The sequence below is a fragment of the Novosphingobium malaysiense genome (assembly GCF_000802225.1).
GTDB lineage: Bacteria > Pseudomonadota > Alphaproteobacteria > Sphingomonadales > Sphingomonadaceae > Novosphingobium > Novosphingobium malaysiense.
Genome location: NZ_JTDI01000001.1, coordinates 471,283 through 488,923, shown reverse-complemented (window position 1 = coordinate 488,923; position 17,641 = coordinate 471,283). Strand labels below are relative to the sequence as shown.

Annotated in this window: 24 protein-coding genes; 11 read left to right on the top strand and 13 right to left on the bottom strand. The window is 65.0% G+C overall.

Annotation, left to right across the window (positions count from 1 at the left end; all coding sequences use genetic code 11):
• Positions 1–30: 30 nt before the first annotated feature.
• Genes LK12_RS02115 through LK12_RS02090 form a run of 6 tightly spaced genes read right to left on the bottom strand, consistent with a single transcriptional unit; the run spans position 31 to position 4,004 of the window.
• Positions 31–648, bottom strand: a complete 618-nt coding sequence (locus LK12_RS02115; protein WP_039278678.1) for a riboflavin synthase — start codon at positions 646–648, stop codon at positions 31–33.
• The gene (gene ribD / locus LK12_RS02110) at positions 633–1,607 is read right to left on the bottom strand and encodes a bifunctional diaminohydroxyphosphoribosylaminopyrimidine deaminase/5-amino-6-(5-phosphoribosylamino)uracil reductase RibD (RefSeq protein WP_039278675.1); all 975 of its coding nucleotides are present in this window, start codon (positions 1,605–1,607) and stop codon (positions 633–635) included. The genes LK12_RS02115 and ribD overlap by 16 nt, the downstream gene beginning before the upstream one ends.
• Entirely contained in the window at positions 1,604–2,107 is a 504-nt protein-coding gene (locus LK12_RS02105) for a hypothetical protein (protein WP_039278672.1), read from the bottom strand. Before LK12_RS02105 ends, ribD begins: the two co-directional genes overlap by 4 nt.
• A gap of 45 nt (positions 2,108–2,152) precedes the next feature.
• On the bottom strand, positions 2,153–2,878 hold the full coding sequence (locus LK12_RS02100) for a M48 family metallopeptidase (RefSeq protein WP_039278668.1): 726 nt from the start codon (positions 2,876–2,878) through the stop codon (positions 2,153–2,155).
• A 5-nt stretch (positions 2,879–2,883) separates the two neighbouring features.
• Positions 2,884–3,390, bottom strand: coding sequence for a YcgN family cysteine cluster protein (locus LK12_RS02095; RefSeq protein WP_039278666.1), 507 nt, complete (start codon positions 3,388–3,390; stop codon positions 2,884–2,886).
• On the bottom strand, positions 3,378–4,004 hold the full coding sequence (locus tag LK12_RS02090; protein WP_156135399.1) for an SCO family protein: 627 nt from the start codon (positions 4,002–4,004) through the stop codon (positions 3,378–3,380). Before LK12_RS02090 ends, LK12_RS02095 begins: the two co-directional genes overlap by 13 nt.
• Before the next feature lie 101 nt (positions 4,005–4,105).
• Here LK12_RS02090 and LK12_RS02085 point away from each other — a divergent pair, with 101 nt between their 5' ends.
• The 5 genes from LK12_RS02085 to ssb all read left to right on the top strand — a co-directional run bounded on the left by LK12_RS02085 (position 4,106) and on the right by ssb (position 8,293).
• Complete coding sequence (locus tag LK12_RS02085) at positions 4,106–4,747, top strand: ankyrin repeat domain-containing protein (RefSeq protein ID WP_052223093.1); 642 nt, start codon at positions 4,106–4,108, stop codon at positions 4,745–4,747.
• Between the two features lie 8 nt (positions 4,748–4,755).
• Complete coding sequence (locus tag LK12_RS02080) at positions 4,756–5,409, top strand: COQ9 family protein (RefSeq protein WP_039278661.1); 654 nt, start codon at positions 4,756–4,758, stop codon at positions 5,407–5,409.
• A gap of 129 nt (positions 5,410–5,538) precedes the next feature.
• The gene (locus tag LK12_RS02075; RefSeq protein ID WP_039278658.1) at positions 5,539–5,793 is read left to right on the top strand and encodes a FeoA family protein; all 255 of its coding nucleotides are present in this window, start codon (positions 5,539–5,541) and stop codon (positions 5,791–5,793) included.
• Positions 5,790–7,631: a ferrous iron transporter B gene (gene feoB, locus LK12_RS02070; protein WP_039278656.1), complete on the top strand. Its 1,842-nt coding sequence runs from the start codon at positions 5,790–5,792 to the stop codon at positions 7,629–7,631. The genes LK12_RS02075 and feoB overlap by 4 nt, the downstream gene beginning before the upstream one ends.
• 104 nt (positions 7,632–7,735) lie before the next feature.
• Positions 7,736–8,293, top strand: a complete 558-nt coding sequence (ssb, locus tag LK12_RS02065; protein WP_039278654.1) for a single-stranded DNA-binding protein — start codon at positions 7,736–7,738, stop codon at positions 8,291–8,293.
• A 54-nt stretch (positions 8,294–8,347) separates the two neighbouring features.
• Here ssb and LK12_RS02060 read toward each other — a convergent pair whose 3' ends face one another.
• From LK12_RS02060 to LK12_RS02050, 3 genes are read right to left on the bottom strand one after another with little or no spacing between them, the layout of a single operon-like run.
• Positions 8,348–8,797 carry a hypothetical protein gene (locus tag LK12_RS02060; protein WP_039278652.1) on the bottom strand — a complete coding sequence of 150 codons (450 nt, stop codon included), beginning with the start codon at positions 8,795–8,797 and terminating at the stop codon, positions 8,348–8,350.
• 4 nt (positions 8,798–8,801) lie between these two features.
• Positions 8,802–9,320: a YceD family protein gene (locus tag LK12_RS02055; RefSeq protein WP_039278650.1), complete on the bottom strand. Its 519-nt coding sequence runs from the start codon at positions 9,318–9,320 to the stop codon at positions 8,802–8,804.
• Positions 9,317–9,844, bottom strand: coding sequence for a ubiquinol-cytochrome C chaperone family protein (locus LK12_RS02050; protein ID WP_039278648.1), 528 nt, complete (start codon positions 9,842–9,844; stop codon positions 9,317–9,319). The genes LK12_RS02055 and LK12_RS02050 overlap by 4 nt, the downstream gene beginning before the upstream one ends.
• Before the next feature lie 181 nt (positions 9,845–10,025).
• Here LK12_RS02050 and LK12_RS02045 point away from each other — a divergent pair, with 181 nt between their 5' ends.
• The 6 genes from LK12_RS02045 (at position 10,026) to LK12_RS02020 (ending at position 13,727) form a co-directional block, all read left to right on the top strand.
• Positions 10,026–10,520: an outer membrane protein assembly factor BamE gene (locus LK12_RS02045; RefSeq protein ID WP_039278646.1), complete on the top strand. Its 495-nt coding sequence runs from the start codon at positions 10,026–10,028 to the stop codon at positions 10,518–10,520.
• A gap of 63 nt (positions 10,521–10,583) precedes the next feature.
• Positions 10,584–11,144, top strand: coding sequence for an ATP-dependent protease subunit HslV (hslV, locus tag LK12_RS02040; RefSeq protein ID WP_039278645.1), 561 nt, complete (start codon positions 10,584–10,586; stop codon positions 11,142–11,144).
• 111 nt (positions 11,145–11,255) lie between these two features.
• On the top strand, positions 11,256–12,560 hold the full coding sequence (hslU, locus tag LK12_RS02035) for an ATP-dependent protease ATPase subunit HslU (RefSeq protein ID WP_039278644.1): 1,305 nt from the start codon (positions 11,256–11,258) through the stop codon (positions 12,558–12,560).
• Between the two features lie 35 nt (positions 12,561–12,595).
• A complete protein-coding gene (locus LK12_RS02030; protein ID WP_039278641.1) occupies positions 12,596–12,964 on the top strand; it encodes an ACT domain-containing protein in 369 nt (122 codons plus the stop codon).
• A 23-nt stretch (positions 12,965–12,987) separates the two neighbouring features.
• The gene (locus LK12_RS02025) at positions 12,988–13,188 is read left to right on the top strand and encodes a DUF1737 domain-containing protein (protein WP_039278639.1); all 201 of its coding nucleotides are present in this window, start codon (positions 12,988–12,990) and stop codon (positions 13,186–13,188) included.
• A gap of 134 nt (positions 13,189–13,322) precedes the next feature.
• The gene (locus LK12_RS02020) at positions 13,323–13,727 is read left to right on the top strand and encodes a UrcA family protein (RefSeq protein ID WP_039278636.1); all 405 of its coding nucleotides are present in this window, start codon (positions 13,323–13,325) and stop codon (positions 13,725–13,727) included.
• 35 nt (positions 13,728–13,762) lie between these two features.
• Here the strand turns inward: LK12_RS02020 and LK12_RS02015 are convergent, their stop codons facing one another.
• From LK12_RS02015 to odhB, 4 genes are all read right to left on the bottom strand, one after another.
• Positions 13,763–14,188: a VOC family protein gene (locus LK12_RS02015; RefSeq protein ID WP_039278634.1), complete on the bottom strand. Its 426-nt coding sequence runs from the start codon at positions 14,186–14,188 to the stop codon at positions 13,763–13,765.
• A gap of 31 nt (positions 14,189–14,219) precedes the next feature.
• Positions 14,220–14,822, bottom strand: a complete 603-nt coding sequence (locus LK12_RS24515; RefSeq protein WP_156135355.1) for a hypothetical protein — start codon at positions 14,820–14,822, stop codon at positions 14,220–14,222.
• A gap of 86 nt (positions 14,823–14,908) precedes the next feature.
• Positions 14,909–16,306, bottom strand: coding sequence for a dihydrolipoyl dehydrogenase (lpdA, locus tag LK12_RS02010; RefSeq protein ID WP_039280117.1), 1,398 nt, complete (start codon positions 16,304–16,306; stop codon positions 14,909–14,911).
• Between the two features lie 97 nt (positions 16,307–16,403).
• Entirely contained in the window at positions 16,404–17,639 is a 1,236-nt protein-coding gene (odhB, locus tag LK12_RS02005) for a 2-oxoglutarate dehydrogenase complex dihydrolipoyllysine-residue succinyltransferase (RefSeq protein ID WP_039278632.1), read from the bottom strand.
• Between the last annotated feature and the right edge of the window lie 2 nt (positions 17,640–17,641).

The following is a 17,641-nucleotide window of genomic DNA, read 5'->3' as shown; positions in this document are numbered from 1 at the left end:
AATGCTCGCAAACCCAGCTTTGCGCCGAGCTCACCCCCGCAGCGATTGCATCCGCTGCAGGTAGCGCGCGAGCACGTCGATCTCCAGATTCACGCCGTCTTCGGGCTGCAGGGCACCGATGGTGGTGACGTCCGCAGTGTGCGGGATGATGTTGAGGGTGAAGTGGCAGGTGCCGTCGGGCTGGTCGGACACCTCGTTCACGGTCAGCGATACGCCGTCGACGGTGATCGAGCCCTTGGGGGCGAGGTAGGGCGCCAGGTCCTTGGGTGCGGCGATGACGAAGCGCTTGGAATCGCCTTCCGGCGTGATGCTCACGACGTTGCCGACGCCGTCGACGTGGCCGGTGACGATATGGCCGCCCAGTTCGTCGCCCAGCTTGAGCGCGGGTTCGAGGTTGAGATGGTTGCCCACTTCCCAGCGCCCGGCGACGGTACGCGCCACCGATTCGCCCGAGACATCCACCGCGAACCACGCGTTGCCCGCTTCCCCGCCCTTGTCGACCACGGTGAGGCAGACGCCCGAGCAGGCGATCGAGGCGCCCATGGCGATGCCGGCCGGATCGAACGGGCAGGCGATCACGAGGCGCAGGTCCCCGGACTTGCGGGCTTCGCGGATGGTGCCGACGGCGGTGACTATTCCGGTGAACATGGAGACGCCTCGTAGACTTCAAGCGTGTCGCTGCCAAGCTGCCGCCGTTCGCTCATGCGCCATTTTCCGTGTGCACCGGCAAGCGAAGCAAGACCGAAGTCCCCCAGCGCGGGGCGGCCACCGACGAGGATCGGCGCGCGATAGATCAGCAGGCGGTCGACGAGACCGGCGGCGAGAAAGGCCGTGGCCGCCTGCGCACCGCCTTCGACGAAGAGGTACTGCACGCCGTCCATGCCGGTGATCGCGTCGGGCAAGGGCAGGGTATGCCAGCCTTCCGGAGCCTCGCCACGGGTGAGTACCCAGCGCTCTGGGCTGCGCTCGGCAAGGCCCGGCAGGCGTACGTCGAGGCGGGGATTGTCGGAGCGAAGGGTGCCGCCGCCGACGAGGATCGCATCGGCTCTGGCGCGCATCGCGTGGGTATGGGCGCGCGCCTCGGCTCCCGTAATCCACTGGCTCTCGCCATTGGTGAGCGCAATGCAGCCATCGAGCGACAGCGCCAGCTTGAGCGTCACTTCCGGACGGCCGAGGCGCTTGGCGATGAGATAGCCCGAGAGGCTCGCCTCGCAGGCGGGGGAGGGCAGGTGATCCGCAGCGATCCCAGCTTCGCGGACACGAACGAGGCCGGCGCCAGCGGTGCGCGGGTCGGGGTCCATGCAGCCGATCACCACCCGCGCCACGCCCGAGGCGCTGACGATGTCGGCGCAGGCCGGACCGCGCTCGGAGCGGTGGGCGCAGGGCTCCAGCGTGACGTATAGCGTCGCCCCGCGCGCAGCGTCTCCGGCCGCTTCCAGAGCCATGGCTTCCGCGTGCGGACGCCCGCCGGGCTGGGTCCATCCGCGCGCAATCACGCGTCCGCGCTTGACCAGGATGGCGCCGACGGCGGGATTGGGGCGGCTCAGCGGCCGGCCACGCGCAGCGAGCGCCGCGGCTGCCGCCAGCCAGCGCGCATCCTTGCTCACTGCTGTTGCTGGCTCTGTTGCTGTTCGGCTTCCTGCCGGGCACGCGCGGCGAGACCGGCTTCGATCTGCCGGCGGGCCTTTTCGTCGGCGGCTTTTTGCTCTGCTGCCCTTTCGGCAGCGGCTTCGCGTTCGATCTTGTCCACGTCCATTCCCGATGCCCGTCCGATTGTCCGGTAGATGTCGCGCACTTCCTTGTCGCGCTTGGCCTGTTCGGCTTCCCAGGCTTCCTTGCGCTTCTGGTTGGCGATGTTCTCGGCCATGATCTGCTCGTCGGTACGGTGCGCGGGCAGGGTAGAGATATAGGTTACCTTCGGCGGCGGGTGCGGGGCCTCGCCTTCCTGCGTCGACATCAGGTAGAACACGCCGAAGGTGCAGGCGCCGGCCAGCGCGGCAATGCGCCAGCGGTTGTGGCCGGCCTGGTTCCACACCAGCCGAAAGTCGGCGACCATCCCGGTGGGGCTAACGTCTTTCCAGTATCCTGAGCGCTTCAATAGAGCCATGGCGGCTATGTAGGCGCTATCGGCGCGCAGCGCCAGAGTCCTGACCTAGCCGAAGGGAACGTAGAGCGAGCGGCCATGAGCCTTGAGCCAGCGGTTGGCCTCGTGAATCGAGCCTTCGAACAGTTCCTTCAGGCAGTGGTGGAAGGCGGGCGAGTGATCGAAATGCACCAGATGCGCCACTTCGTGCGCGACGACCGAGCGGCGGACCGTGTCGGGCGCCATGATCAGCCGCCAGTTGATGCGGATCGCACCGTCGGGGGCGCACGAACCCCACCGGCGCTGGGCATTGGAGAGGGCAAGGCGCGGTGTGGGTTGCCCGGCACGCACGCAATACTCGTGCAGGTCCGAGGCCATCGCCTCGGTGGCTTCGGCGCGTAGCCAGCGGGTGAGGCGCGGTGTCAGCGAAGTCTCGGGCCCGCCGACGCGTAACAGGCCCTCGGCCACAACCGGACGGCGCGGTGCGTCGGGCGCATGGTGCAGGACAAGGCTCTCACCGCGAAAGGGCAGCGTCGCGCCATGGCCCAGTGGCGCGGTGACGGGCAGGGCGGCAATCTGCTTGGCCAGCCATTCCCGGCGTGACTGCGCGAAGGCCAGCGCCTCGTCCGTGCGGGTCCAGCGCGGGATCGAGATGCGTACTTCGCTGCCGTCGGGCGCAAGCCGCATGGTCAGCCGGCGCGCGCGTTCGAGCCGCCGGATCACCACCGGCAGCGTGCGTCCGGCCACGTCTATCGCGGGTTCCTCACGCGGATCGCGGCGTAACCAATCGAGCACGCGGGTCAGTCCTCCTTGCGCTGCTCGACGATATCCCACGGATTGGTATCGTCGTCATCCTCTTCCTCGCCATAGGGCCAGACGATGTGATGTTCGAGCGGCCCGGCAACGGTTTCGCTGATGACCTTGCCAGCCACCGAAATGCCTGCCCGATGCACCGCATCGCGGTCGCCGCAGACGAGATAATGCCATTCGGGCAGTGGATCGCCGTCGGCGCGCAGGCGATAGGCGCAGCTCGGCGGCAGCCAATCCAGCGACTCGGCCTTGTCCGGCGTCAGTTGCAGGCAGTCGGGCACGAACTTGCGCCGGTTGGTATAGTCCGAGCAGCGCGCGGTCTTGAGGTCGAGCAGCTTGCAGGCAACGTTGGTGTGGTAGATCTCGCCGGTATCGGCATCCTCCACCTTGTGCAGGCAGCACTGCCCGCACCCGTCGCACAGCGCTTCCCATTCCTCGCGGTTGAGCGAGGCGAGCGGCCGTTCCCAGAAAGGCTTGTCGCCGCTCACTTCACCCATTTCGCGATTTCGGCCGCGACGGCGTCGGGGCCCTTGTCGGTCGGGAGCATGGCGATGGGTTTGCCGTCCGGATCCATGAGGTAGGTGATCCGGCTGTGGTCCATCAGGTATCCGCCGGCGGTATCCTCGCCGCGCTTGTAGTAGACCGCGAAGGCATCGGCGGCCTTCTTCACCTGTTCGGGCGTTCCGGTCAGGCCCATCAGCCGCGGGCCGAAGGCGGCGGTCCACTGGCCGACGACCTCGGGCGTATCGCGCGCCGGGTCTATGGAGATGAAGATCGGCTGGACCTTCTCGGCCAGCTCCGGATGGGCTTCGGAGAACTGGTTGAAGCCGCGCATCATCGCCTGCACGTCCAGAGGGCAGGCATCGGGGCAGAAGGTGTAACCGAAATAGACGATGCGCCACTCGCCCTTGAACTGCGCCCAGGTGACCTCCTTGCCTTCCTTGTTCACCAGCGTGAACGGCCCGCCGATGGCGGCGCCGGCAAGCGGTGGTTCCTCGGTGGCCGCTCCCTGCTGCTGGCAGGCCGCGAGCGAGAGACCCAGGGCGAGAGGCGCCAGCCAGCGCAGGAGGCTGCGGCTGCGCGATGCGATCCGATCATTCAGGTATGTCATGGCGTGGCGGTTCATGCTCTGCTAAACGCTTCCATGCAAGGCGCGGCATGGCGGGATCGCCCCTTAAACGAAGACAGGTTCGGAGGAATTTCAAGGTGTCGATGTTCAAGATCGGAAACGGGACGGCTCTTTTGCGAGCGGTGCTCAAGGCTGCGGTTCCCGCTCTTGCCGCAAGTCTTCTGCTCTCGACCCCCGCGCTGGCCGACTTCTCGGACGGATACAAATTCCTCGAAGCGGTAAAGAAGAAGGAAGGCGAAAAGGTCGAGCAGGCGATCATGGATTCGGCCTCTATCGTCAACGCCCGCGATATCTCGACCGGCGAGACGGCGCTGCATATCGTCACCAAGCGGCGCGACCCGACCTGGCTCAACTACCTCATCGCCAAGGGCGCCAATCCGAACCAGGCCGACGATCATGGCGTCACCCCCCTGCAGCTTGCGGTCGGGCTGGGCTGGCGAGACGGCGTGGAGTTCCTCGTCGAGAACGGCGCCAATACCGACGTTTCGAACGATGCCGGGGAAACGCCGCTGATCTCGGCGGTGCACCGGCATGATGCGCAGATGATGAAGGTCTTGCTGCAGGCCGGCGCCAATCCGGACCGCGCAGACAATTCCGGTCGCAGCGCCCGCGATTATGCGAAGCTGGAGGGGCAGGAGGGCAACAACCTGCTCGCGACGATCGAGACCTATGCCAAGGCGGGTGCCTCAAGGTCCGACAAGCCGGTCTACGGCCCGGTGCTTTGAGTCGGGCCATGGAAGATCCCGCAACGCTCGAGGCCTTGCGCCTGCAGCTCGCCCCGGCCATCGCCGACGCCGCAGTGTTCGATGGATGGACGAGGGAAGCCGTCGCGCAGGCGGCGTCGATGGCCGGTGTCGATGCAGACCTCGCCGCCTTCGCCTTCCGCGATGGACCGATGGCGATGATCACGGCTTGGATCCACCATGTCGATGCGCAGATGGCCAAGGCGGAACCGGCCGAGTCGCTGGCCGGGGTGCCCATCCGTGAGCGGATACGCCGGCTGGTCATGGCGCGGCTCGATGCCGTCACCGGACGCGAGGAGGCGCTCGCGCGCGCCCTGGCGATCATGGCGATGCCGCAGAACCTTGCCGCGGCCGCGCGGCTCGGCTGGGGCAGCGCCGATGCCATGTGGCGGCTGGCCGGCGATACTGCGACAGATTACAACCACTACACCAAGCGGGCGATCCTGGCCGGGATCTATGCCGCCACGCTCAACGTGTTCGCGCACGACTCCAGTGAGCACAAGGCCGAGACCCACGCCTTCCTAGATCGCCGCATCGAGGGAATCATCCGCTTCGAAAAGACCAAGGCGCAGTTGCTGCGCAAGCCTGACGAACGCTTCAGTTTCACGCGGCTTCTGGGCCGGATGCGGTATCCCGCCCGGTAGGCCCCGGGGGTGGCGACTGCACGGAAATTTTTTCCGGCGGTCGCTCCGATTTGATCCGGGACAAAGACAGGCAAAGAAGTTATTGCGAACCAGTTGCAATTGAACTCGTAATCTGGCAGCGCAGCCTCGATGACTCTCGACTTGCTTCCTATCGGCCGGACCGCGCGTATCGTGACGGTCGACTGGTCGGCTCTCGTGCCCGAAGAGGCGCGCCGCCTGCGCGCGCTCGGGCTCGAGGAAGGCGCAAAGGTCTCGCTGGCGCATCGCGGCGTATTCGGCGGAAGGGATCCGCTGGCGATCGCCGTGGGCCGGATGACCGTGGCGCTGCGCCGGGCTCATGCCTCGGCCATGACAGTCGAACTGCTCGAAGAAGTAAGCGCGTGAGTCGTTCGCGCAAGATTGCTCTGGTCGGCAACCCCAATGCGGGCAAAAGCGCCTTGTTCAACGCGCTGACCGGCGCGCGCCAGAAGATCGCGAACTATCCGGGAGTGACTGTCGAGCGCAAGTTCGGCCGCGTCGTCCTGCCCACCGGCGAACCGGTGGAGATGACCGACCTGCCCGGCGCCTACGGTCTCGATCCCACCAGCCCGGACGAGGAAGTGACATCAAAGGTCGTGCGCGGCCAGTTTCCCGGCGAGGCCGAGCCGGACGTGCTGGTCATCGTGCTCGATGCCTCCAATCTCGAGCAGCATCTCGTCTTCGCGCAGGAACTGCTCAGTCTCGGCAAGCCGACCGTCATTGCGCTGAACATGGTCGATCTGGCTGAGCGCGACGGGTTGGTCCTCGATCCCGAAGTGCTTCAGCAGGAGCTGGGCGTGCGCGTCATTCCCACCGTCGCCGTGCGGCGGCGGGGACTGATCGAGCTGGGCGAGGCGATCGCCTCTGCCGAGAGCCGTCATGCGGGCCCGGGCATTACCGATCTCGGCCAGACCGAGCGACGCGTCGCGGCGCATGCCATGGCCGAGGCGGCGATCCTGTCCGAATCGAAGCGCCACCGCCTGCACGCGCGGCTGGACAGGCTGCTGCTCAATCCGTGGATCGGCCCGGTGATCCTGCTGGCACTGCTCTTCGTGGTGTTCCAGGCGGTGTTCGCCTGGGCCAACCCGCTTATCGACGGACTCGAAGAGGGGATGGCTGCCCTCTCCGATTACGTGACTGCCATCCTGCCTGCCGGGCTGCTGCGCGACCTGCTGACCGACGGCATCATCGCCGGAGTCGGGTCGGTAGTGGTGTTCCTGCCGCAGATCGTGATCCTCTTCGCCTTCATCCTGGCGATGGAGGCTTCGGGCTACATGGCGCGTGCGGCGTTCCTGATGGACCGGCTGATGTCCTATGTCGGGCTTTCCGGACGCAGCTTCATTCCGCTGCTTTCGAGCTTCGCCTGCGCGATTCCCGGCATCATGGCGACGCGGTCTATCTCCGATCCCAAGGACCGGCTGACGACGATCCTGATCGCGCCGATGATGACCTGCTCGGCCCGCCTGCCGGTCTATGCCGTGATCATCGGGGCGTTCATTCCCGCCCGCACCGTCGGCTGGGGTATCGGGTTGCAGGGGCTGGTGCTCTTCGCGCTCTACATCTCCGGCATCATGGGGGCGTTCCTGGCCGCGCTGGTGCTGCGCCGCTCGATCACCAGGGGCGAGGCGTCGGGCTTCATCATGGAGCTGCCGAAATACCAGCTTCCCCGCCTCAAGGACATGGCAATCGGCCTTTGGCAGCGCGGATGGATCTTCCTGCGCCGCGCCGGCACGATCATCTTCACGGTGACGGTGATCCTTTGGGTCATGCTGAATTTCCCCAAGGCCGCGCCGGGCGAAAGCCAGGTCGACGCCTCGATCGCGGGGCATCTCGCCAACGGCCTTGCCGTGGTGGTCGAGCCGATCGGCTTCAACCGCGACATGGCGCTTTCGCTGATCCCGGCCATGGCCGCCCGCGAAGTCGCGGTCAGTTCGCTGGCGACGACTTACGCCGTCGATGACGAGGACGAAGCGCAGCAGGCCGTCGATCTCGGCAACCGGCTGCGCAATTCGTGGACCTTGCCGATGGCGCTGGCGTTCCTCGCGTGGTTCGTCTTCGCGCCGCAATGCATGTCGACCATCGCCGTCACCCGGCGCGAGACCAATGGCTGGAAATGGCCGGCATTCATGCTCGCGTACCTGTTCACGCTTGCGTATATCGCGGCGGGCGCGACGTTCTGGCTGGCGACCGCAGCCGGGTTGTAGCACGCTCGCCAGCACGGGGTGGGGAAAACAGCCCTTGTTAACTGGCCCCCCGATGGCCCATTCGCTACCCCGTCCTTCGAATTTCAAAGGAAAGCGATTCCATCATGGCAGGCAGCGTCAACAAGGTCATTCTCGTCGGCAACCTCGGGGCCGATCCCGAGGTCAAGTCGTTCCAGAACGGCGGACGCATCGCCAACCTGCGCATCGCAACGTCGGAAACGTGGAAGGACCGCCAGACCGGCGAGCGTCGTGAACGCACCGAATGGCACAACGTGGTCCTGCAGTCGGACGGCCTGGTGGGGGTTGCCGAACGCTTCCTGCGCAAGGGCTCCAAGGTCTACATCGAAGGCCAGCTTCGCACCCGCAAGTGGCAGGACCAGAGCGGCAACGACCGCTACACCACCGAAATCTCCGTTGGCGGCATGGGCGGCGTGCTCACCATGCTCGACAGCGCCGGAGGTGGCGGTCAGCGTGGCGGCGGCGGTGGCGGCTGGAACGAGGGCGGTTCCTCGGGCGGCGGCCGTTCCGGCGGTGGCGGCGACTGGGGACGCACCGGAGGCGCTGGCGCTGGCGGCGGCGACTGGGGCAGCGGCGGCGGCTCGTCGGGCGGCAGCAGCGGCGGCGGCTTCGGCGACGACCTGGACGACGATATCCCGTTCTGATCGGGCGCTGCACTCTGCGGAATTCAATGCCTGCAAGCCGGCATGGTTCTCGCGTCAGCGCTGGGCCCGCTGCAATCCTGGGTTGATTGTCCCCATCTTGCCTTGGCAAGCTTGAGGTATCGGACTGCTTGCAAGTCTCAATTCCTTCAAGTGGTCCGCAGGCATTTCGCCTCCTCCGCCCACGAAACGGTCGCCATTGCGAAAACGTATGGCGGTTTCGGCGTCCTGTACGAACAGCCCTTCAGTATCCCGATCTATGCGCGTTCCGTCATAGAAGATCGGGGTGAATAGCGATTTCCCGGCCTTGATGCGCACGCATTCGTCATCGATAACGAATCGGCCTCGTATCCGCGCTGTCAACATGATCCGCGTCTGCCCGGGCGGAGACGGTTTCTCGATGGCGATATAGGGCAATGGCTGCGGCGCGGGCTTCAGATGGTCTTGCGGAGAGCAGCCTGCAATGGCGGCAATCAGAACGATTGTGCCAATGCGGTTTCGCTGCATGTTGCTACTTCTTACCCAGCTTCATTCCCTTGAGCGCGGCGAACGGTCCCTGATCCTCGGGGCTGCCGATGCCGGCAGCTTCGCGCGTGGCTTCGGCATCGGGGCCGGTCAGGAACGGGTCGATGGCGAGGGCAAGGCTCTGCGCCACCGCTTCGCCCAGGTCGACATGGGTGCCGGCATATTCGATCTCGTCGCAGTCGTCGGCGTCGATTTCCACTTCCTCGTCCGGCACGTGGTCTGTGCGCTCGGGCACGAAGCGAAAGAACAGGTCTTCATCCACGGAAACCGCAAGGTCCTCGGCGGAAACCGCACAGGACTGCACGATCTCGGCCCTGAGCCGGCCGCGGGCCTCGACCGTGCGGTCTTCGCGGTGCAGTTCGAGCTCGGCCGAGAGGCTGTCGATGCGCACGAGCTCGAAGCGCCGGGCGAGCGCCGCGCGCTCGGTCTCGCTCGCCTCGAGGCGGGGCGTCTTTCCCTCCACCTGTCGCACGTCGAAGGGCCTGGAAAATTCGGAAGTACTCACCGTTCGATCCTTGCTGCCAGCAGGTCTTCGTTCGAAAGGGCATCGATCTGCGCGTGCAGGGCGCGCACTTCGCCGGCGAGGCGCGGCATGTCGGCGCCATCGTTCAACGTGACGTTGCGCTCCAGCACTTCGATGAGCGCCGCGTCGTCCTTGCGCAGCGCTTCGCGAAAGGCACCGATGCGCCCGCCCAGCACGCTCATCAGCTTACCCATGCGCTTGCCCACGACGAGATCGCCGACACCCGACTGGCGAAGCTGCCCGTCCATGTCGTCCACGAACAGCTCGGTCAGCCGCACGGAGGGTTCGATCAGCGCGTCGTCGCTGTCCTTGTCGCGCTCCATGCGCAGCATGACCAGCGCCAGCACCATGGTGACGGCATCGAACCGGCCGGGCACGGTATCGGCCACGCCGCACTGCGCGTACCATTGTTTCTCGCGTGCGATCTCGACCACCCGGTGCCACAGCGGGCGGACCGTTTCACGGGAATCGGCGTTCTTGCCGAAGATGCGGGAAATCAGGGACACGGGCGTTCGGCCTTTCGTTCAGCGGCAATTCAATCGTGGCAATTCAAGCGTCCCCGGACCGACGCCCATTGCGCGGGCGCTTTCGGGGCCTTAAGGCCAGAGGCGATATATGGGGCGGAGCGCTGCTGGCAATGCCTGTGATGGGCACAGCAGGGGTATCTGCCGGGTTTGGAGTATGAAAATGCGTGAGGTGGGTCTCAAGATCAGGACGGCAGGCATGGCGCTGGCGCTCGTGGCGCTTGTCGGAGGCTGTTCTTCGATCCGCGATCACCGCGGTTATATTATCGACCAGACCCTGCTCGATTCGATCCAGCCGGGCGTCGACAATCGCCTTTCGGTGGAAAAGACGCTGGGCCGCCCGACTTTCGTCAGCCAGTTCGGCACCAAGGATTACTACTACGTTTCGCAGCTGGTGAAGACGCCGCCGTTCGGTCGTCCGCGCACGGCGGAAGAGACCATCCTGCGCGTCCGCTTCGATCCTGCCGGCAATGTCGTTGCCGTCGACAAGCGCGGGATGGAGCAGGTGGCGCGGATCAGTCCCGAAGGCGACAAGACGCCGACGCTGGGCCGTCACCGTTCGCTGCTGGAAGACCTGTTCGGCAATATCGGCGCGGTGGGCGCCGGGGGCGCCGGTGGTGCGGCCGCGCCCAGCGGTCCGGGACCGAACGGAAGCTGACGTTCCGCCCCTGCGAAGTTCCCCTTGCTTGAACCTCGCCGGGCGCAGCATATATGCCCCCGTATGATTAACAACGGGGCGAGCCACGGCCTGACCGAGTGGCACGGAACAACCATCATCGGAGTGCGCAAGGGCGGCAAGACCGTTATCGCCGGCGATGGTCAGGTTTCCATGGGCAACACGGTGATGAAGCCCAATGCGCGCAAGGTCCGCCGGATAGGAGAGGGGCAGAAGGTCATTGCCGGTTTTGCCGGTGCCACGGCCGATGCTTTCACGCTATTCGAACGCCTCGAGCGAAAGCTGGAGCAGTACCGCGGCCAGTTGATGCGTGCCGCCGTGGAACTGGCCAAGGACTGGCGAACGGACAAGTACCTGCGCAATCTCGAAGCCCTGATGATCGTGGCCGACGCCGATACGCTGCTGGTTCTCACCGGTAATGGCGACGTCCTCGAACCCGAAGGCGGAATTGCCGCGATCGGCTCGGGCGGCAATTATGCCCTCGCCGCCGCGCGCGCGCTCGATGTCTATGAAGACGATGCCGAGGCCATGGCGCGCAAGGCCATGCAGGTCGCTGCCGACATCTGCGTATTCACCAACGACCGGGTGACCGTGGAAACCGTTTAATTCCCCTCCCGCCTGCGGGAGGGGTCAGGGGACGGCTTTGTTCCTTCCCTTGCCAAACCGCACAACATGCCCTCCCCTGCTCCTCCCGCAGGCGGGAGGGGAGAGAAGAGAATGATCGACAACCTGACTCCCAAAGCCATTGTCCGCGCTCTCGACGAGCACATCGTCGGCCAATCCGAAGCCAAGAAGGCGGTCGCCGTGGCGCTGCGCAATCGCTGGAGGAGGCAAAGATTGCCGGACGACCTGCGCGACGAGGTCACGCCCAAGAACATCCTGATGATCGGCCCCACGGGCTGCGGCAAGACCGAGATCAGCCGCCGTCTGGCGAAGCTTGCCGATGCGCCCTTCGTGAAGGTGGAAGCCACCAAGTTCACCGAAGTCGGCTACGTCGGCCGCGACGTCGATCAGATCGCCCGCGATCTCGTCGAGGAAGCGATCCGGCTGGAAAAGGACCGTCGGCGCGAATCCGTGCGCGAAGCGGCGTCGAAGGCGGCCATGGAAAGGTTGCTGAACGCGCTTGTCGGGGAAGGCGCTTCCGAGGCCACCCGCGCGGCCTTTCACCAGCGCGTCGTGGAAAATGCCATGAATGACACCGAGGTCGAAATCGAGGTGGAGGACAGCCCCTCCGCGCCGATGGAGATCCCCGGCATGGGCGGCTCGGTGGGCATGATCAACCTGTCCGACATCATGGGCAAGGCCTTCGGCGGGCAGAAGCTGACGCGCCGCAAGATGAAGGTGCCCGATGCCTGGGACAAGCTGGTCGAGGAGGAATCCGAAAAGCGCATGGACCAGGATGACGTCGCCCGCGTCGCCCTGCAGAATGCAGAGACCAACGGCATCGTATTCCTCGACGAGATCGACAAGATCGCCGTTTCGGACGTGCGCGGCGGGGGCTCGGTTTCGCGCGAGGGCGTGCAGCGCGACCTGTTGCCGCTGATCGAGGGCACGACCGTGTCCACCAAGTACGGCCCGATGAAGACCGACCACGTGCTGTTCATCGCCAGCGGCGCGTTCCACGTGTCCAAGCCTTCCGACATGCTTCCCGAACTGCAGGGCCGCCTGCCGATCCGCGTCGAACTCAAGGCGCTGACCGAGGAAGACTTCGTGCGCATCCTTTCCGAGACCCGTGCGAACCTGGTCGAACAGTACCGGGCCCTGCTGGGCACAGAGAAGGTCAGCGTCGACGTGACATCCGATGCCATCGCCGAAGTCGCGAAAATCGCTGCGCAGGTGAACGACAGCGTCGAGAACATCGGTGCTCGCCGCCTGCAGACGGTGATGGAAAAGCTGCTGGAGGAACTCAGCTTCGAAGCCGAGGACCGCGCGGGCGAGACGGTGAAGATCGACGAAGCCTACGTGCGCGAGAAGCTGGAAGGCCTTGCCAGCAACGCGGACCTGTCCAAGTACATCCTCTGACCGCCGTGGCCGAGCCGGTCAGAGAAGGCGCCGCCATGATCGCGGCGATGGATCCCCGGCTCGATCCGCAAAGATACGTCTTTTGCACCGGGGGCACCCTGCAAGACGGGGCGCTGGCGACGTTTCGCGAGGACGAAGGGCCAAGCCAGATTCTCTCGCTGGACCAGGCGCGCGAGGCCGGTTTCGACGTTGCGCTGCCGATGGCGCGGATCGTGCTGCAGGTCCATTCGGCGCTCGAAGCAGCCGGCCTCACCGCGGCGGTAGCAACGGCCCTGGCGGCCGAGGGCATCGCCTGCAACATGGTGGCCGCCTATCACCACGATCACGTGTTCGTGCCCGAAAGCGATGCCTCGCGGGCGCTGGCCGTGCTTGAGCACTTGCAAAGAGCCGGTCAGTCGGGCTGAAAGACTTTCAGAGAGGAAAGACCATGTACAAGACCCCCGAGGACCGGCCCGTCTATCGCCTGCTCACCGGCAAGGACGACCGCGCTTTCTGCGAACGCGTGTCCGAGGCCCTTGCGCAGGGATGGCGGCTCTACGGCTCGCCGTCGCTGAGCTGGGATGTCGAACACAACTGCATGAAGGCGGCGCAGGCTGTAGTCTGGTACGAAGCCGACGTCGTGAAGTAAAAGCTTGGTGGAAAAGGCTGCCGGGCACAGTGCTCGGCTGGTTAACTTGCTTTGTTCAGGAACACCGCAAGCCCTGCATGCGTTGAGGGCTCGTGGGAGGCGGTATCTGAACTGAACAAGAGAGGAGGCCAACCATGCCCCGCAAGATTCTGACAGCAGCCACCGCCATTGCCGTAGCCGGATTCATGCCCCTGGCACCGGCCAGCGCGCAGGACATGAGTGCATCCAAGCCGGACACGCGCCCGTCCATCACCGTTTTTGCGCCGCGTGCACGGCAGACCGGACGCACCTATACGGGGATCCCGGTGGAAACGCTGACCGCGCAGTCCGTGGTCTATACCGATGATCTCAATCTTGCCACGGAGGCTGGCCGCGAACAACTTCACGACCGCGTGCAATCGGCGGCAGAGAGCGCATGCGAATGGCTGGACGAAGTCTATCCGATGAGCGCGCCCATGACGACCGACAACCAATGCGTCGATGAAGCCGTCGCTCGCGCGGACGACCAGGTGAAAGCCGCGATCGCAGCCGCAGGCTGATTTCCTCTTTACCGGTTTAGGAAAAGATGCGCGGTTCAGTCGCGCGCGAAGAGCCGTGTCAGATCGGTAAAGGCCTTCATTTCGATGGCGTTACCGGACGGGTCGCGAAAGAACATCGTGGCCTGTTCGCCGGTCTGGCCGGCAAACCGGATGTAGGGTTCGATCCCGAAGGTGACGCCGGCGGCCTTGAGGCGGTCGGCGAGCGCCTGCCAGTCGGCCATGTCCAGCACTATGCCGAAATGCGGAACCGGGACCCCGTGGCCGTCCACCGGGTTGGTGCCTGCATCGGCGCCCGTCATGCCCGGCACCAGATGCGCGACGATCTGGTGGCCGAAGAAATCGAAATCCACCCAGGTTTCCGCACTGCGCCCTTCCGTGCAACCCATCAGACCGCCCCAGAATGCGCGGGCGGCATCGAGATCGTGAACCGGAAAGGCGAGGTGGAAGGGGCGCAGGGTCATGGCGCGGCGAAGGTCCTTGCAAGAATAAGGTCTAGCTCGAGGCTGAGGCAGCTACGAGGCGGACTTTCAAGTTAGTTACATATTCCAGCGGATTGCCTTGAGCGTCTTGCCGTGGCGGTTGGGTTAGGACCTCGCGGTTGGCGCACACGGCATCGATAATTGGTCCCGGTGCCTGTTTGGCACCTGCGGCGCAATCGACGACGCCCCCAGTCTTGTCAATTTGGAGAACGAGATCTGCATCCAAACTCTGGGTGCCATCGGGAAGATGATTTACATTCAGGATGACGTCAGGATCGACCTGGAGCGCGCGAATGGCATTCGCCTGCGCGGAACCATCAAGCACCAGGTAGATAAAGGATCGGATTAGACCTGTAGCAGGCGTTCCGTCCGCTAACGTTGCCGGCCGATACCGTGTTCGTATCAGGAGGGGGCAAATCGCTAATGCGAGTTTTTCGTCTCCGGCAAATCGCAGGGTGTCGCAACGGATAGGTTTGCCCTGCGGATCGACAACCAATTCATAGATGATGCCAGCGGATCGATCTTTGCGAGCTGCCCAGACAGGGTATTCCGGCATTGCCGTCTTGGCCGAAGGTGCGCTTAAGGCCGCTGCGGCAGCTATCAATAGGACCGACATGAAAATCCCCCGGTGAATAAGTCTCAAGGACTTATAGCGCCGGGAGAGAATTTCACACTATCAAAGACTTCCGGAGATCAGCCCGATCAGATGTGGATCGGCTTGCCCGTCACCGCCATGGCCGCTTCCTTGATCGCCTCGGAGTGCGTCGGGTGGGCGTGGCAGGTGTAGGCGATGTCCTCGCTGGTGGCGCCGAATTCCATGGCCTGTGCGGCCTGCGCGATCATCGTGCCCGCCACCGAGGCGATGCACCACACGCCGAGCACGCGGTCGGTTTCGGCATCGGCGATGACCTTCACGAAGCCGTCGGGCTCGTGGTTGGTCTTGGCGCGCGAGTTGGCGAGCATCGGGAACTTGCCGACCTTCACCTTGCCGCGCTCCTTGGCGGCTTCCTCGGTCAGGCCCACGCCGGCGATTTCGGGCTGGGTATAGACCACGCCCGGGATAACGTCGTGGTTCACGATGCCGGTCATGCCGGCGATGTTCTCGGCCACGGCAAGGCCTTCGTCCTCGGCCTTGTGCGCGAGCATCGGGCCGGGGATCACGTCGCCGATAGCCCAGACGCCGTCCACCTTGGTGGCGAAATCGTGGTCGGTTTCGATCTGGCCGCGCTGGTTCAGCTCAAGCCCGATCTTGTCGAGGCCGAGGCCCTCGGTGTTGGGACGGCGGCCGATCGAAACCAGCACGACATCGGCATCGATGGTTTCCGCATCGCCGCCCTTGGCGGGCTCGACCGAAATCTTGGCCTTCTTGCCTTTCACGTCGACGCCGGTGACCTTGGTGCCGAGCTTGAGCGTCATGCCCTGCTTCTTGAAGATCTTCGACGCTTCCTTGCGCACGTCCATGTCCATGCCGGGCAGGAGCTGGTCGAGGAATTCGACGACGGTGACTTCTGCACCGAGGCGGCGCCAGACCGAGCCGAGTTCCAGACCGATCACGCCGCCGCCGATGACGACCATCTTCTTGGGGACGGACGACAGTTCCAGCGCGCCGGTGGAGTCCACGACGACGCCCTTGTCGTTGTCGATCTCGACGCCGGGCAGGGGGGTGACCGAGGAGCCCGTGGCGATGACGACATTCTTGGCCGAGTAGGTCTTGCCGTCCACCTCGACGGTGTGGGCATCCTTGAACTGGGCATAGCCCTTCAGCCAGTCGACCTTGTTCTTCTTGAACAGGAACTCGATGCCGCCGGTCAGGCCCTTCACCGCGTCTTTGCGCTGGTCCTGCATGGTATCGAGGTCGAGCTCGGGCTTCACCTTGATGCCCATCTTGGCCATCGTGTCGCCATTGGCCGCATCGAAGTACTCCGATGCGTGGAGCAGTGCCTTCGAGGGAATGCAGCCTACGTTGAGGCAGGTGCCGCCGAGCGTCGCGCGGCCTTCGGCGCAGGCGGTCTTCAGACCAAGCTGCGCCGCGCGGATAGCGGCGACATAACCGCCGGGGCCGGCACCGATGACAAGGACGTCGTAATCGTAATCAGCCATTTTCAACTCCGTCATCCCAGCGAAAGCTGGGATCGTTCGCCTTTCAACTCCGGCCTGGCCGAGAGCGGCCCCAGCTTTCGCTGGGGCGACGATTCACTTAGAGGTCAATGAGAAGCCGCGTGGGATCCTCGATCGCTTCCTTGATGGTCTTGAGCGCGGTGACCGCTTCTCGGCCATCGATGATGCGGTGGTCGTAGCTCAGCGCGATGTACATCATCGGGCGGATGACGATCTGGCCATCGCGCACGACCGGACGGTCCTCGATGCGGTGCAGGCCGAGCACGGCGCTCTGCGGCGGGTTGATGATCGGGGTCGACATCAGGCCGCCGAAGACGCCGCCGTTGGAGATCGTGAAGGTGCCGCCCTTCATGTCTTCCATGGTCAGCGTGCCTTCCTTGGCGCGCTTGCCATAGTCGGCGATGGCGCTTTCGATGCCGGCGAAGCCCAGCTTGTCGCAGTCGCGCACCACGGGAACGACGAGGCCGTTCGGGGCCGAGACCGCGATCGAGATGTCGACGTAGTCGTGATAGATGATCTCGTCGCCGTCGATCTGGGCGTTGACTGCCGGGATGTCCTTGAGCGCCAGCACCGAAGCCTTGGCGAAGAAGGACATGAAGCCGAGCTTGATGCCGTGCTTCTTGGCGAAGATGTCCTTGTACTTCTCTCGCGCCTCGATGACGGCGGACATGTCGACGTCGTTGAAGGTCGTGAGCAGCGCTGCATTGTCCTGCGCGGACTTGAGACGCTTGGCGATCGTCTGGCGCAGGCGCGTCATCTTGACGCGTTCCTCGTTGCGGCCGGCGGCAGGCGCGGTCGCCGGGGCTGCCGCTGCGGGCGCGGGCGAGGTCGACTTGTTCTTGGCGGCGGCGATCACGTCGTCCTTGGTGATGCGGCCGTCCTTGCCGGTACCCTTGATGGTCGAGGGATCGATCCCGTATTCGAGCACGGCGCGGCGCACGGCGGGCGAGAGAACGGCGGCACCACCCGGCGCTTCCTCGCCGCTCGCAGCGGGGGCAGGCGCAGGCTTGGCAGCGGCCGGCGCCGGCGCTTCGGCCTTGGGCGCGGCTTCCTTCTTGGGTGCAGGCGCGGAGCCCGAGCCTTCCTCGATGGTGGCGATCAGCGCGCCGACGGTGACGGTGTCGCCTTCGGCGGCGAGTTGTTCGCCCATCACGCCGTCATGGGGCGCCATGACGTCGATGGCGACCTTGTCGGTCTCGAGGCTGGCGATGGGTTCGTCGGCAGCGACGGCTTCGCCGGGCTGCTTGAGCCACTGGCCGATGGTGGCCTCGGAGACGGATTCGCCGAGCGTGGGGACCTTGACTTCGGTGGACATGA